This is a genomic window from Rhizobium sp. NFR03, assembly GCF_900111275.1.
GTDB lineage: Bacteria > Pseudomonadota > Alphaproteobacteria > Rhizobiales > Rhizobiaceae > Ferranicluibacter.
Window position 1 is genome coordinate 168,646 of sequence record NZ_FOGR01000002.1, and the last position, 14,947, is coordinate 183,592.

The window sequence follows — 14,947 nt, forward strand, 5'->3', positions numbered from 1 at the left end:
GTGATCCGAGAGCAAACCGGAGAGTTTTCATGGAAAAGAGACAGCTTGGCCGCACAGGTCTGGCCATCGCGCCGCTGGTGTTCGGAGGCAATGTCTTCGGCTGGACGGCGGACGAGACGACGTCCTTCCGACTGCTCGATGCCTTCTTCGATGCAGGCTTCACCGCCATCGACACGGCAGACGTCTATTCCGCTTGGGTGCCAGGCAATCAGGGCGGCGAGTCCGAGACGATCATCGGCAAATGGCTGCGCCAGACGAAGCGCCCGCGCGACGAAATCGTCATCATCACCAAGGTCGGTTCCGACATGGGAGAGGCGCGCAAGGGCCTTTCGGAGACGTGGATCCGCAAAGCCGTGGACGACTCGCTGCTGCGCCTGAACACCGATCACATCGATCTCTATCTCTCGCACTGGCCGGATGCCGAGACGCCTTACGAGGAAACGCTGGGCGCATACGACGCGCTCGTGAAACAGGGCAAGATCCGCGCCATCGGTGCATCCAACCTCGATGCGGCCCAGCTGCGCCAGTCGCTCGACGTCGCCACGCAAAACAACCTGCCGCGCTACGACGTGCTTCAGCCGGAATACAATCTCTACGACCGCTCGAGCTTCGACGGTGCGCTCCGCAATCTCTGCATCGCGGAGGAGATCGGCGTCATCACCTATTTCAGCCTCGCCTCCGGCTTCCTCTCGGGCAAGTACCGCTCGCACAAGGACCTCGAAGGCAAGGCGCGCGGCAAGGGTGTCGAAAAGTATCTCGATGGCCGCGGCATGCGCATTCTCGGCGCGCTGGACGAGATCGCGGCGGAGAAGCAGGCGACGCCGGCGGAAATCGCGCTGGCCTGGATCATGGCACGCCGCGGGGTGACGGCGCCGATTGCGAGCGCCACGAGCCTCGAACAGCTGCAGAGCCTGACGCGATCTGCCGATATCGATCTCTCCGAGGAGGATTGCCAGCGGCTCAACGAAGCGAGCGAATAGTTGACGTGCGGGCATGCCTGTCTAAGCTGATGCTTTCGGCGCGCTTCGGATGAGGAAAACGCAATGGCGAAAGAGATCTTCGTTTCCTACGGTATCGATGTGGATGCGGTGGCTGGCTGGCTCGGGTCCTATGGCGGCGAGGACAGCCCCTGCGACATCTCGCGTGGCGTCTTTGCGGGCAAGGTGGGGAGCGTCCGTCTTCTGAAGATGTTCGAGAAATGGGGCATCAAGACCACCTGGTTCATTCCCGGCCATTCCATCGAGACCTTCTGGGACGAGATGAAGGCGGTGGCCGATGCGGGTCACGAGATCGGCATGCATGGCTACAGCCATGAAAACCCGATCGCCATGACGCCGGAGCAGGAAGAGGCAATCTTCGACAAATGCGTCGATCTGATCACGCAGCTCTCCGGCAAGCCGCCGCGCGGCTATGTCGCGCCGTGGTGGGAGTTCGGTTCCAAGACCAACGCTCTCCTGAAGGAGAAAGGCATTCTCTACGACCACTCCCTGATGCACAACGATCACTTCCCCTATTACGTCACCGTGGGCGACGAATGGACGAAGATCGACTATTCGCAGCACCCCTCCACCTGGATGAAGCCCTATGTGGCGGGGCCGGAGACGGACCTGATCGAGATCCCGGCTTCGTGGAATCTCGACGATCTCCCGCCGATGATGTTCATCAAGGCAGCGCCCAACAGCCACGGCTTCGTCAGCCCGCGCGATCTGGAACAGCAATGGCTCGACCAGTTCGAATGGGTCTACGAGAACTACGACTACGCCGTCTTCCCGATCACCATCCACCCCGACGTCTCGGGCCGGCCGCATGTGCTGAAAATGCACGAGCGCCTGTTCGAGACGCTGAAAGGCTATGACGGCGTGAGGTTCGTGACGATGGAGGAGATCGCGCAGGATTTCGCCACGCGCTTCCCACGTTCCGGAACGGAGCGGCCGCAGCCCTGACATGTGCGGCCTCTGCGGTGCCTTCGCGAATGCCGACCACTGGAGCCAGGGCGGCGACGTGGCGCTCGTTATGCCCGCTGCCGAGCGCATGCGGCAGGCGGCTGCCGCCAACTGGGTGCTGAGCGCCCGTGGCCTGAAGCTGTCGGTCTGGGCCGACCGTTTCGTGCTGCGGGGGCCGACGGGCAAGAGCGTCGTGGTCGATCACCTCGGCGCCCTGTGGCCGGCGGCAGACAGTCTCGGCGGCCACGTCGATCCGCTTGACCCTGTCTTGATGGCGCGGCTGGAGGACGCGCAATGACGCGCGACCTGATCACCGCCAATGTGCTGACCGGTTTTCTGGGTGCCGGCAAGACGACGCTGCTCAACCGGCTGCTATCAGGGCCGGACCTCGGCGACACCGCCGTCATCATCAACGAGTTCGGCGATATAGGCCTCGACCATCTTCTGGTGGAAAAGGTCGATGGCGATATCGTGCTGCTGAAGAGCGGCTGCGTCTGCTGCACGGTTCGTGGCGATCTGAAGGACGCCGTGCTTTCGCTGTTCGAGCGCCGTGCGCGCGGCGACATCCCGCCCTTCCGGCGGCTGGTCATCGAAACGACGGGGCTTGCCGATCCCGCGCCGATCATCGCGACGCTCGCCGCCGATATCATGCTCAAATATCATTTCGCCATCGGCAATGTCGTCACGGTCCTCGACGTGCCGAACGGCCTGCACAATCTCCAGACCTTCGAGGAGGCCGCCCGTCAGGTGGCGCTGGCCGACCGCATCGTTCTCACGAAGACCGATCTTGCGACGGCTGATGCCTGCGCGGCGCTGCGCGCGGCCGTGGAGGCGATCAACCCCGCTGCCATTGTCACCTCAGGTGACGAAAGCGGCGCGGCTGCCCGACTGCTGACGCAGGATATTCACGATCTTGGCTCCCGACCTGCGGAGGCGCGGCGATGGGTAACCTCCGCACGGCATGGCGACCACCGGCACACGAGCCCGGACCGCAACCGGCACGGCGAGATCCGTGCTGTGTCGCTGACGATGGATCGCCCCATCGCCTGGGCCCGCTTCTCGCTCTGGCTGTCACTGCTGGTGCACCGGCATGGCACGCGCATTCTGCGGCTGAAGGGCATCCTCGATGTGGAGGGTGCGGCGTCCCCCGTCGTGGTGCACGGCGTCCAGCATCTCATTCATCCGCCCTTTCACCTGGGCGACTGGCCCTGCGAAAGAGCGAGCCTGCTTGTCGTCATCACCGACGGCGATCTTGGCGATCTCCAGCGTTCCTTTAGCGCATTCATGGGCATGCGGGCCGAAGCGCATGTCGGGATCACGACGAGCTTGTAGTTCGGCTTTCGGTTGATGGATGGCAAGGTCATCGTTCGCCCTCTCCTTCGTCATGCTCGGGCTTGTCCCGAGCATGACGAAGGAGAGGGCGAACGTCTCAAGGAACATGATCCTTCAGATCGCGGACAAGGTAGCAGATGCCCGGCACAAGGCCGAGCATGACGGCGGGAGTTGGCGCCAGCGCTGTGGCACCGTGCTTATCCGCGCAGAACGCCGCCGGTGGTCTTCGTGACATTGGCGAGGATCCTGGCGGTGAGGGCATCGAAGTCCTCGTCGGTCAGCGTCCGGTCTGCCGGCTGGATGACGACCTCGACCGCAACCGATTTCTTCTCTTCGCCGAGAGACGCGCCTTCGAAGACGTCGAAGACGGTGACGCCGGCAATCAGCTTGCGGTCGGCACCCGACGCTGCCTTCACGATGGCGGCTGCTTCGACCGTCCGATCCACCACGAAAGCGAAGTCGCGCTTCACGGCCTGGAACGGCGAAAGCTCGAGCGCGGGCTTGGTGCGGGTCGCCTTCTTCTTCGGCTCGGGCAGGGCGTCCACGAACACCTCGAAGCCCGCAAGCGCGCCGGAGACATCCAGCGCCTCCAGCGTCTTCGGGTGGAACTCGCCGAAGAAACCGAGCGTGATCTTCGGGCCATATTTGATGGTGCCGGAGCGGCCCGGGTGGAACCAGCCCGGCGCGCCCGCCTCGATCTGCACATTGGCCATGGGCACGCCGCAGGCCTCCAGCACCGCGAGCGCATCGGCCTTGGCGTCGTAGACATCCACCGGCTTGCCGCCGCCGCGGGCAGCATTCGACCAGGCACGACCCGCACCGGCAAGGCTCGCCGTGCCGCGCCGGATCCCGCCGGCCACGCGACGCTGCCCCTCGGGCCGGTCGTTTTCATAGGTGCCGGACACCTCGAAGATCGCGACGTCGCCATAGCCCTTGTCGGCATTGCGCTGCGCGGCCGTCAGCAGGCCGGGAAGCAGCGAGGGCCGCATGTCCGACATATCCGCCGCAATCGGGTTGGAGAGGGCAAGCGCCGGAGCGCCGCCGCCAAAGAGGGTCGCCTGTGCCTTCGGAATGAAGGACCACGTGACGGCTTCCAGCATGCCGCGTGCGGCGAGCGCCCGCTTTGCCAGCCGCGTGCGGATCTGCAGCGTGGTGAGAATACGCGTATTGACCGACACGTCACGTTCGAGCGGGACCGGCTTGATATGATCGACGCCATGGATGCGCATGACCTCCTCGACCAGATCCGCCTTGCCATCCACATCGGGACGCCAGGAGGGAACCGTCACGGTGAACCGTCCGTCTTCCGCGCCGTTCTCGACGGTGAAGCCGAGGCCGCGCAGGATGGCGACGCTCTCCTCCGTGCCGACATCCAGCCCCGTGAGGCGCTTGACTTCGGACACCGGAAAATCGATGGCTTTAGGCGCTGTTTTCGGCCCCTCGACGATATTGGCCTTGGCCGGCGTGCCGCCACACAGTTCCAGCACCAGTTCCGTCGTGCGGTCCAGACCCGGCACCATATAGGCCGGATCGACGCCGCGCTCGAAACGGTAGCGCGCATCCGTGATGATCCCGAGGCTGCGGCCGGTGCGGGCAATGTTCATCGGGTCCCAGAGGGCCGACTCGATCAGCACGTTGGTCGTGTTTTCGTCACAGCCGGAATGCTCGCCCCCCATCACGCCGCCGATCGACTCCAGACCGTTCTCGTCGGCAATGACGACCGTGTTCGGCGTCAGCGTATAGGTCCGCTGGTCGAGCGCGAGAATGGTTTCGCCTTCCACCGCGCGACGCACGGTGAGATCGCCCTTCACCTTGGCGGCATCGAAGACGTGCATCGGCCGGCCCATGTCGAAGGTCATGTAGTTTGTGATATCGACCAGCGCATTGATGGGGCGCAGGCCGATGGCGAGCAGCCGCTTCTGCATCCAGGCCGGGCTCGGCCCGTTCTTCACACCGCGCACGAGCCTCAGCGAGAAGCCGGGGCAGAGATGTTCGTCCTCGCCGAGGTCGAGGCGGACCTTGACCGGCGTTTCGCCATCGATCGGGAACGCCGGCGCCTGCCGCGTCTTCAGCGTGCCGAGGCCCGACGCTGCGAGATCGCGGGCGATGCCGTGAATGCTGGTGCAATCCGGCCGGTTCGGGGTCAGGTTGATCTCGATGATCGGATCGTCGAGCCCGGCATAGGCGGCAAAGCTCGTGCCCACCGGGGCATCCGCCGGCAGATCGATGATGCCGTCATGGCTGTCGGACATCTGCAACTCGCGCTCCGAGCACATCATGCCCCGGCTTTCCACACCGCGAATGTTGCCGACGGCGAGCGTCACGTCGATCCCCGGCACATAGGCGCCCGGCGCCGCAAAAGCCCCGATCAGCCCCTCGCGCGCATTCGGCGCGCCGCAGACGACCTGCACGGGCTTTTCCGTGCCGATATCGACCATCAACACCTTTAGCTTGTCGGCCTGCGGATGCTTTTCGGCCGACAGGACCCGGGCGATGACGAAGGGTCTGAACGCCGCCTTGTCATCGACATCCTCGACCTCAAGCCCGATGGCTGTCAGGCGCGTGCAGATCTCGTCGAGCGAGGCATCGGTATCAAGGTGGTCCTTGAGCCAGGAGAGTGTGAATTTCATGATTTTCGTTCTTTGAAAAGCAGACACGTTGCCAGAAGCTGACGGTCTGAAGGTTGTAACTGGTCGAGCAGATGAATCACGATTTCCGCATCGTTAAGGAGTGCCTCGGCTTCATCGAGGGGAAAAAGTGCTTTGTCCGGAGACGAATAATCTGCCCGGTGCCGCTCCTCCTTAAGGCGGAGGATCAAAGGGCCGAGCGTTTTCATGACCGCATGGTCTTTCAAGGGTGATTGCGCCAGCGCGTTCGTCAACGGTCCGTGATCAAGCGCTCTGTAGACGCGCTGATAGGAGAGATCTTTGCGCGACGCATCGGGAAGCAGCGACTCGGCGCAGAGTTTTGCCATCTTGTGGAACACGGCATAATAGGCCGTGCTTACGGCGCGGCGTCGGAACGCTGCGCTTTTTGGGCTAGAATCGAGCAATGACCACGCGGCAGCCAGCATGGCATTCACCATCTCGCGTGATGCCATGTCAGTCCTCATCGCCATCGTCGGCCGGATCAGCGGCCTCTGGTCCGGATGGCGTGGTCAGGAAGATGATCCGCTCCTCGCCCTCCGATCTCAAGGCTGCGTGAGCGGCGTCCATTGCGGAGATGCGCTTTTCTGCCGGAACCGCCCTTGCGACATGGGCGACGACACGAAGGATGGGGAGGCCGTCGGCGGTTTCATCCTCGCGCACATCAATGCTGTGGAACCCGTAAGCCATCAAGCCTTCGCTGAGGACCGGAGAAAGGAGGTGCCGCAATTGATCAGTACGCAGGAATTTTGCATGAACGTTCATCACGTCCTCCTTTCGCTCGTCAATGTTCTCTTAGTCTATCACCCGCTCAACCCCCCGAACAGCGTCGGCATGTCGAGCGGGCGGAAGCCGTAGTGGGACATCCAGCGGACGTCGGCATCGAAGAAGTTGCGCAGGTCCGGCATGCCGTATTTCAGCATGGCGATGCGGTCGAGGCCCATGCCCCAGGCAAAGCCCTGGTAGACGTCGGGATCGAGACCGCCGGCGCGCAGGACGTTCGGGTGCACCATGCCGCAGCCGAGGATCTCCATCCAGTCGGTGCCCTCGCCGAACTTGACGATCGGTCCCGACGAACGGTCGCACTGGATGTCCACCTCGAAACTCGGCTCGGTGAAGGGGAAGAACGAGGGCCGGAAGCGCATGGTGACGCTGTCGACCTCGAAGAACGCCTTGCAGAACTCTTCCAGCACCCAGCGCAGATTGGCGACATTCGCCTTGGTATCGACCACGAGGCCTTCGACCTGATGGAACATCGGCGAATGCGTCGCGTCGGAATCCTGCCGGTAGGTCTTGCCGGGAATGATGATCCGGATCGGCGGCTTTTGCGTCTCCATCGTGCGCACCTGCACGGGCGAGGTATGCGTGCGCAGCACCTTGCGCGCACCGCTTTCGTCCGGCGGGAAAAAGAATGTGTCGTGCATTTCGCGGGCAGGATGGCCTTCCGGGAAATTCAGGGCGGTGAAATTGTAATAGTCCGTCTCGATGTCGGGACCTTCCGCAATCGAGAAACCCATGTCGGCGAAGATCGCGGTGATCTCGTCGGTGATCTGGCTGATCGGATGGATGCGGCCACGCTCGGCTGGCGAGGCGCGCACCGGCAGTGTCACATCGACGGTCTCGCGGGCGAGGCGCTCGGCGATGGCTGCGTCCTTCAGATCCGCCTTCCGGGCTGCGATTGCCTCGCCAACGACCGTCTTCAGAGCGTTGATCGCTGCGCCACGCGTCTGGCGCTCCTCCGGCGTCATCGTGCCCAGCGTCTTCAGAAGTTCGGAGATCGAGCCCTTCTTGCCGAGCGCTGAGAGGCGCACCGCCTCGATCGCGGCCTCGCTGTCGGCAGAGGCGATCTCGCCGAGAAGAGTGCTTTGCAAAGTGTCGAGGTCGCTCATTCGTCTTCTGCCTTGTCGATGGGGCGTGTTCAAAAACGGAAAAACCCGCGCTAGCCTGCCAGCGCGGGTTTCCCAAAGTCTTCAGTCGTCAGGGAAGCGCTGGCTTACTTGACCGCGCTTTCAAACTCGTTCTTCGTGCCGGCGTCCTTCAGGTAGGCCAGAGCCGACTTGGAGGCTTCGATCAGCGCGCCGAAGGCAGCGGCATCATGGATGGCCATGTCCGAGAGAACCTTGCGGTCGACTTCGATGCCGGCCTTGTTCAGGCCGTCGATGAAGCGGCCATAGGTCAGGCCGTGCTCGCGGACGGCAGCGTTGATACGCTGGATCCAGAGCGCGCGGAAATTGCGCTTGTTGACCTTGCGGTCGCGGTAGGCGAACTGCTTGGAACGATCGACGGCAGCCTTGGCTGCACGGATGGTGTTCTTGCGGCGGCCGTAGAAGCCCTTGGCTGCCTTCAGAACCTTTTTATGCTTTGCATGTGCGGCTACGCCGCGCTTTACACGTGCCATGGTATGATCTCCTTAAAATCCAAAAGTGCCAGACGTCTCAGAGACCGTTGGGCAGGTAGTTCTTGATGACCTTCTTGCCATCGGGCTCGGCCAGCACCATCGTGCCGCGGGCGTCGCGAATGAACTTGTTGGACCGCTTGATCATGCCGTGGCGCTTGCCGGCGGCAGCTGCTACGACCTTGCCGGTCGCGGTGATCTTGAACCGCTTCTTGGCAGAGGACTTCGTCTTCATCTTGGGCATTTTGCTACTCCATTCTGAATTATGTGAGGGGACTGACGAGGTCTCCTCCAGCGTAAAAGAACGGCCACGGCATGCCCTGCCGGACCGTTCGGACGGCGGCTTATAACCGCAGGACGGCTAAAGAGCAACAGGGCGGCTGCGGGATTCTCGCCAATGGATCTTCAATGCGCCGAGCGTCGGGCTGCCATAAAGGGCAGGATCAGCGACAGCCCGGTGCCGACGAGGGCGGAAACGACGATCAGGAGATGCGTGTTGATGCTGGCGCTGGCGAGCACCTCCAGCATATCGGGCGACCGCGAGGCGCCGAGCGCGGCCGCACCGGCGGCAATGCCCGCCGGATAGGTTCCCACGCCCGCGGGCGCATGGACCGGGAGAACGGAGGAAATCTCGCCGCCGAGCGCGCCCCCGACGCTCGCCGATATCGGCCCGACGCCCATCAGGCCGAGGATCCAGGCGAGAACCGCGACCTTGATGCCCCAGTTGAAGATGGTGAGGAACCAGGCGCGGACGAAGGCGGCGAGATCGGAAGGAATGCCGGCGTCGATCTCGTCGACGATCCGGTCGAGCTTTGCCGGAACATGCCGTCTTGCCAGCGCGACGAGGCGTGTGCGCAAGGGAAAGAGCAGGATCGGCAGAAGCAGGAACAGCAGCCACAGGGTGCCGGCGACGACGGGTTGTGCTGCCATGACGACAAGGCCCAGCCCGCCCGCAGCCAGGAGAGCATGCAGGTCGAGCAGGCGCAGGACGAGAAGCGCCGAGGCGCCGCGCGCCAGCGGCACGCCGAATTCCGAACGCATCAGCAGAGGGAAGCTCGTTTCCCCGGATCGCAGCGGCATCATGATGTTCAGGAGATTGTGGATCTGCGTGACACGGAACAGGGCGAGAAAGCGGCCGCGGGTCTCGTTTCTGAAATAGTCCTGCATGCGGTGGGTACGGATGAAATAGGTGGCGACGAGCAGCGACAGCGCCACCAGCCCGGTACCGGCACCCACATGCTGCCATCGCGACAGGATCTCGCCCCAGCCGAGAAACCATTGGAGAAAGACGGCATAGAGTACGATGACACCGAGGGCGATCAGCGGCACGCGGTTGTGGTTTCTGGACGCCTGCATGCTCGATCGTCTCCTGGCTCGCCCGCAGCCGCGAGCCGCGGATTGCTCCTCGAAGGCGCCTGCTATAACAGAAGCCCGGGAAAAACCAGATATGTCCGGAGTACCAGGTGCTGGAAGCCACGTCAGAAACAGCGATAATTGCGGGAACCGCAGGCGAGGTCGAGCTTTCGATCCTGATCCCGGTCTGCAACGAAGAAGAGAGTATTGCGCCGCTTTTCGAAAAGATCTGCGATGCGATGCAGGATTTCGGCAAACCCTGGGAGCTGATTATCGTCGATGACGGCTCGACAGATGCGACGCTCGTCAACGTCCGCAAAGAGTTTGCCCGGCCGGGGCTCGATCTGCGGATCGTCGAGTTCCAGCGCAATTTCGGCAAGGCCGCGGGACTGCAGGCGGGCATCGACGTGGCGCGTGGCCGCCTGCTCGTCACGCTCGACGGCGACCTTCAGAACGACCCCTACGATATTCCGCGGATGGTCGCCGTTCTGGAAGAGCGCGGCCTCGATCTCCTCTGCGGCTGGCGCAAGGCGCGACAGGACGGGCTGGTCCTGCGGCTGATCCCGTCCTGGTTTGCAAACCGGCTCATCCGCAAGATCACCGGCGTGCACATCCACGATTACGGCTGCGGCCTGAAGCTCTACCGGACGGCCATCCTCCGGCAGATCCGCATTCTCGGCGGCATGCACCGGTTCATTCCCGCCTGGATCGCGACCGTCGTGCCGACGTCGCGCATCGGCGAGATGGTGGTGAACCACTATCCGCGCCAGTTCGGCGAATCCAAATACGGGATATCGCGCACGTTCCGCGTCTTCCTCGATCTCCTGTCGGTGCTGTTCTTCATGCGCTTCCGCCAGCGTCCGGCCCAGTTCTTCGGCTCCATCGGGCTCGTCTTCGGCGCGGTCTGCGGCCTCATGTTCCTTTATCTCGGCTGGGCGAAATTCGTGCTGGGGCAGGATATCGGCACCCGGCCGATGTTCATCACCGCCGTCATGCTCTTCATCGCGTCTGTGCAAATGATCACCACCGGCATCGTGGCGGAAATGCTGGCGCGCATGCAGGTCGGGGAGACCAACTATATCGTGCGCAGCATTCATGGCCGGGACGACTGAGGTGATCGAAGCATTGTCGCGCCGTCGCGGGCTGCTCTACGGGCTGCTCGTTCTTTACTTCCTCATCAATATCGCACTCCGGCTCTCTCTGCCGTCTTCGCTGGAACTCGACGAGGGGCAGCAGTTGTTCCTCGCGCAGTGGCTGGCGGTTGGCTACGACAGCCAGCCGCCGTTCTACAACTGGCTGCAATACGGCGTCGTCCAGCTGCTGGGCGATACCGTGCTGGCCCTGTCGCTTCTCAAGAATGCGATGCTGTTTGGCTGTTACGGGCTGGTGGGCCTGACGGCGGCGCGGATCATCCGCAATCCCGTTCTCGTCGTCATCGCCGTGCTCGGGCTCTTGACCGTGCCGCAGATCGTCTTCGAGGCGCAGCGCGACCTGACGCATACGGTGGCCGTGCTCTTTGCGGCCTGCCTTTTCGTCTATGCGCTGGTCGCAACCTTACAGCGGCCGACCGCCGGCCATTATGCGCTGACGGGGCTTGCGATCGGGCTCGGTGTCATCGCGAAGTACAATTTCGTCCTTCTTCCCTTTGCGGCCCTTCTCGCCGTCCTTCTCGATCCCGTGTTCCGCCGGCGCCTGTTCGATGTGCGGCTGGTTCTGACGGCCGTGATCGCCGTGGCCATCGTGACCCCGCATGGCTTGTGGTTCGTCGAGCATCTCCAGACGGCGACGGACCGCACGCTCGGCAAGCTGATGCAGGATGGCGATATCAGCCGTCTGGAGCAGATCGGCGACGGTTTGCTCTCGCTCGCGCAGGCGCTGATCGCCTTTTCGTTCGTCACGATCGGTATATTCGCCGCCGTATTCGGCCGGCAGTTGCGCGCCGCGTGGCGCGCGCAAAGCACCTGGTCGCGGCTGATCGGCCATATGCTTCTCGTTCTCGTTGCAGCGCTCGTGCTGCTGGTCGTGGTCGGCGGCGTCTCCCATATCAAGGATCGGTGGCTGACGCCGTTCTTCTTCCTGCTGCCGGTCTATCTCGCGCTGAAGATCGATCTTCTGGACCAGCCTCTCGGCTCAGGGCCGAAACACTTCGGCCGGATCGCCATTCTCATCATGGTCGTCGTTCCCCTGCTCCTCTTCGCGCGCGTGCCGGCGGCACGGCTGACCGGTGAGTACAAGAAGATCAACGTTCCCTACCAGCCGGCGATCGAGGCAATTCTTGCGACCGGGCGCCACCGCCCGACGCTGATCGCGACCGTCGAACAGCAGATGGCCGGCAATCTTCGCCTCAACGCGCCAGGCATTCCGGTCATGATCCCCGGCTACGAGGCCTTCCAGCAGCCGGTGGCCTTCGATGCCGAGCATCCGTTGCTGATGATCTGGCGCGACGATGGCGAAGCGGATGCGCCGATAGAGCCGCTGTTGCAGGACTGGTACGACGCGTATATCCGCGCCGTCACGGGCGGAGCCACACCAAACCCGATCGAGGCGCATGACATCGCGCTGCCCTACCATTACGGCCGGCCGGGGGACCTCTATCATTTCCGCTATGCCTGGGTGTACCCGCCGGCGCCGTGACGGCAAGCCTGCGAAAACGACACGAAAAAGCCGTCCGGGACGATGTCACGTACGGCTTTTGAAGGTCGGTCGGGATGTGCCAAAGCCTATCCCGGCCGCACGCTTATCTCGGTGCGAGCACCATCATCATCTGGCGGCCTTCGAGCTTGGGCTCGGCTTCGACCTTGGCAATGGTCGTGGTGTCTTCCTTGACCTGGAGCAGAAGCTTCATGCCGAGTTCCTGGTGCGCCATTTCGCGACCACGGAACTTCAGCGTCACCTTGACCTTGTCGCCTTCCTCGAAGAAGCGGTTCATCGCGCGCATCTTCACCTCGTAGTCGTGGGTGTCGATGTTCGGACGCATCTTGATCTCCTTGATCTCGATGATCTTCTGCTTCTTGCGGGCTTCGGCGGCTTTCTTCTGGGTCGCGTACTTCATCTTGCCAAGATCGAGGATCTTGCACACCGGCGGTTCGGCGTTCGGCGAGATCTCGACGAGATCGAGGCCGGCTTCCTCTGCCATGCGGAGTGCCTGGTCGGTCGGCACGATGCCCTGGTTGCCGCCCTCGGCATCAATCAGCTGGATCCGGGGAACGCGGATCTCCTTGTTGGAACGGGGGCCGTCCTTGACCGGGGCATCATTTTTGAAAGGTCTGCGAATGGTCGTACTCTCCTCGAGTTGTTGACGACGTTTTGATATCTGACGAGGCAGGATCCGAAGGCGGCGCTGGCCGCGGGATTGTCTGGATCGTTTGAGGCGACGTCTTTACCACAGGTCGGAAAGAAAATCACCACCTGTCATGCGCCCGCAAAATCTGTTTTAGAAGATTTTCGGCCACCTCTTTGCTGACTGCGTCGCCTCGGAAGGAACGGATATGTCGCTTACACCCCAGCTTGTCCAGCCGGAGACCCTCGATGTCGGAAAAGACGACGCCAAGCGGCGCATCGCCTACATCCTTCACCCCGCCACCGACGAGACGAAGCCGACCCTCGTCTGGCTCGGCGGGTATCGATCCGACATGAGCGGCACGAAGGCGGTGGAGATCGAGCGTCATGCACGCGAGACGCGCTGCGCCTGCCTGCGGCTGGATTACTCCGGCCATGGCGCGTCCGGCGGCGCATTTCGCGAGGGCACGATCTCGCGCTGGCTGGAGGAAAGCCTCGCCGTGATCGACCGGACGGTCCGTGGCCGGATGATCCTCATCGGCTCGTCCATGGGAGCCTGGATCGCGCTGCGCGCTGTCCAGACCCTGCGCGCCCGGGGTGAAGGGCAGCGCCTCGCTGGCCTCGTGCTGATCGCGCCCGCGCCGGATTTCACGGTCGATCTGATCGAGCCGAACCTGACGGAGGCGGAGCGGGCGTCGCTCGCCGAGCGCGGCTACTTCGAGGAGCCGACGCCCTACGGGCCTGATGCCAACATCTACACGGCCGCGCTCATCGAGGATGGACGTGACAACGTGGTTCTCTCCGGCATGATCGAGACGGGATGCCCGATCCATATCCTCCAGGGCATGGCGGACCCGGATGTGCCCTTTGCCCATGCCCTGAAGCTGATGGAACACCTGCCCGCCGACGATGTCGTCATGACGCTCATCGGCGACGGCGATCACCGCCTGTCCCGCCCGGAAGATATCGAGCGGATCCTTGCGGCGATCGACGGCCTGATGGCGGCTTGATCTCGCCCGGCTTCAGGCGCGTGCGTTGACGAGCGTGGCAAGCTTGCGGGCCTGCTGGAGGCAGGCCGGCTGCTGGTCGAGGAAGCGGCCCGAGTCGATTTCCATGATCAGCGTCGTATCGGGCAGGAAGGTCAGCTCGGAGAAGATCTCCTCCCAGGCGATGTCGCCCCAGCCGATCGGCAGGTGCAGGTCGCCGATGCCGAGCGCCGTTGCCTCGGCCGGGTGGTAGAACGTCTTCCTCGTATAGGGCAGGCCGAAGCTGTCATGGACATGCAGATGGCCTGTGACGGGCGCCATGGCGCGCAGTTCGTCGCGGAAATCGAGGCCCTTGAAGGTCGATTCGATATAGGCGTGCGAGAAGTCGATCAGCGCCACGACATTGTCGGAGCCGACGGCCCGCACCGTCTCGGCCACCTGGCTCGGCGTCTGGCGGTATTGCCCGCTTTCGGTCGTGAAGATGTTTTCGAGCACGATGCGCACGCCGTAACCGCGTGCGACCTCGCCCATCTCGGCCAGCGCATCGCGCTCCATCCGGTCGAGATCTGCCCCGTTCTCCTCCGGGCCGAGAAGGGCGGCACCCGAATGATGCACGAGGATGCCGGCGCCGAGCCGGTCGCAAAGCTCCAGCATCGCCCGCACCACCTTTTTCTGGAGGTGGAGATGCTGGCGGTCCATGAAGTTGGAGATGATCTGCCCGTGCAAAGAGAGTTTCTGGAAGCCGTAAGGACGCACGATATCGGTGACGCGCCGGGTGCGATCCTCGATAATGCGGCCGCCGGCGATGATCTCTTCGGCATAGATGCCGATTTCGCAGGCATTGGCGCCCGTCTCGGCGATCTCGCGCAGCGAGGCGTCGAGCACCGACAGGTCGCCGTTGCCGGTCCGGTTGCAGAAGCCAATGGCGGAAATGATGTCGCTCATGGAAGAATCGTCCTCATCGTCTGTTGAAATCGGTTTGCCATCGCGAGGTTAGCCCACCGCGGTGCATGG

16 protein-coding genes are annotated in these 14,947 nt (G+C 63.2%); 7 read left to right on the forward strand and 9 right to left on the reverse strand.

Features of this window, described 5'->3' with window-relative positions:
- The first annotated feature begins 29 nt into the window (after positions 1-29).
- From BSG19_RS05990 to BSG19_RS06005, 4 genes are all read left to right on the forward strand, one after another.
- Complete coding sequence (locus BSG19_RS05990) at positions 30-980, forward strand: aldo/keto reductase (RefSeq protein WP_092985928.1); 951 nt, start codon at positions 30-32, stop codon at positions 978-980.
- Positions 981-1,043: 63 nt separating this feature from the next.
- Entirely contained in the window at positions 1,044-1,943 is a 900-nt protein-coding gene (locus BSG19_RS05995; protein WP_092985930.1) for a polysaccharide deacetylase family protein, read from the forward strand.
- A gap of 1 nt (position 1,944) precedes the next feature.
- The gene (locus BSG19_RS06000; protein WP_092985932.1) at positions 1,945-2,241 is read left to right on the forward strand and encodes a hypothetical protein; all 297 of its coding nucleotides are present in this window, start codon (positions 1,945-1,947) and stop codon (positions 2,239-2,241) included.
- On the forward strand, positions 2,238-3,275 hold the full coding sequence (locus BSG19_RS06005; RefSeq protein WP_092985934.1) for a CobW family GTP-binding protein: 1,038 nt from the start codon (positions 2,238-2,240) through the stop codon (positions 3,273-3,275). Before BSG19_RS06000 ends, BSG19_RS06005 begins: the two co-directional genes overlap by 4 nt.
- A gap of 197 nt (positions 3,276-3,472) precedes the next feature.
- Here BSG19_RS06005 and pheT read toward each other — a convergent pair whose 3' ends face one another.
- The 7 genes from pheT to BSG19_RS06045 all read right to left on the reverse strand — a co-directional run bounded on the left by pheT (position 3,473) and on the right by BSG19_RS06045 (position 9,671).
- A complete protein-coding gene (gene pheT / locus BSG19_RS06015; protein ID WP_092985938.1) occupies positions 3,473-5,905 on the reverse strand; it encodes a phenylalanine--tRNA ligase subunit beta in 2,433 nt (810 codons plus the stop codon).
- A complete protein-coding gene (locus BSG19_RS06020; protein ID WP_092985940.1) occupies positions 5,902-6,375 on the reverse strand; it encodes a hypothetical protein in 474 nt (157 codons plus the stop codon). The genes pheT and BSG19_RS06020 overlap by 4 nt, the downstream gene beginning before the upstream one ends.
- A 1-nt stretch (position 6,376) precedes the next feature.
- Complete coding sequence (locus tag BSG19_RS06025; protein WP_092985942.1) at positions 6,377-6,685, reverse strand: hypothetical protein; 309 nt, start codon at positions 6,683-6,685, stop codon at positions 6,377-6,379.
- Between the two features lie 38 nt (positions 6,686-6,723).
- Positions 6,724-7,809 (reverse strand): phenylalanine--tRNA ligase subunit alpha, encoded by a 1,086-nt coding sequence (gene pheS / locus BSG19_RS06030; protein ID WP_092985944.1) that lies wholly within the window; start codon positions 7,807-7,809, stop codon positions 6,724-6,726.
- A gap of 104 nt (positions 7,810-7,913) precedes the next feature.
- Positions 7,914-8,318 carry a 50S ribosomal protein L20 gene (rplT, locus tag BSG19_RS06035; RefSeq protein WP_092985946.1) on the reverse strand — a complete coding sequence of 135 codons (405 nt, stop codon included), beginning with the start codon at positions 8,316-8,318 and terminating at the stop codon, positions 7,914-7,916.
- A gap of 37 nt (positions 8,319-8,355) precedes the next feature.
- Positions 8,356-8,559 carry a 50S ribosomal protein L35 gene (gene rpmI / locus BSG19_RS06040; protein WP_029620731.1) on the reverse strand — a complete coding sequence of 68 codons (204 nt, stop codon included), beginning with the start codon at positions 8,557-8,559 and terminating at the stop codon, positions 8,356-8,358.
- Between the two features lie 161 nt (positions 8,560-8,720).
- Positions 8,721-9,671, reverse strand: coding sequence for a lysylphosphatidylglycerol synthase domain-containing protein (locus BSG19_RS06045; protein WP_092985948.1), 951 nt, complete (start codon positions 9,669-9,671; stop codon positions 8,721-8,723).
- A gap of 107 nt (positions 9,672-9,778) precedes the next feature.
- Here BSG19_RS06045 and BSG19_RS06050 point away from each other — a divergent pair, with 107 nt between their 5' ends.
- Together BSG19_RS06050 and BSG19_RS06055 are read left to right on the forward strand one after the other, a co-directional pair.
- A complete protein-coding gene (locus BSG19_RS06050; protein WP_092985950.1) occupies positions 9,779-10,780 on the forward strand; it encodes a glycosyltransferase family 2 protein in 1,002 nt (333 codons plus the stop codon).
- On the forward strand, positions 10,764-12,302 hold the full coding sequence (locus tag BSG19_RS06055) for a glycosyltransferase family 39 protein (protein ID WP_092985952.1): 1,539 nt from the start codon (positions 10,764-10,766) through the stop codon (positions 12,300-12,302). Before BSG19_RS06050 ends, BSG19_RS06055 begins: the two co-directional genes overlap by 17 nt.
- Positions 12,303-12,405: 103 nt before the next feature.
- On the opposite strand, the gene infC is transcribed toward BSG19_RS06055, so the two are convergent.
- The gene (gene infC, locus BSG19_RS06060) at positions 12,406-12,942 is read right to left on the reverse strand and encodes a translation initiation factor IF-3 (RefSeq protein WP_092931434.1); all 537 of its coding nucleotides are present in this window, start codon (positions 12,940-12,942) and stop codon (positions 12,406-12,408) included.
- A gap of 214 nt (positions 12,943-13,156) precedes the next feature.
- Between infC and BSG19_RS06065 the strand changes: the two genes are divergently transcribed.
- Positions 13,157-13,957 carry an alpha/beta hydrolase gene (locus tag BSG19_RS06065; protein ID WP_092985954.1) on the forward strand — a complete coding sequence of 267 codons (801 nt, stop codon included), beginning with the start codon at positions 13,157-13,159 and terminating at the stop codon, positions 13,955-13,957.
- 12 nt (positions 13,958-13,969) lie between these two features.
- On the opposite strand, the gene BSG19_RS06070 is transcribed toward BSG19_RS06065, so the two are convergent.
- Positions 13,970-14,878: a sugar phosphate isomerase/epimerase family protein gene (locus tag BSG19_RS06070; RefSeq protein WP_092985956.1), complete on the reverse strand. Its 909-nt coding sequence runs from the start codon at positions 14,876-14,878 to the stop codon at positions 13,970-13,972.
- Positions 14,879-14,947: the final 69 nt, after the last annotated feature.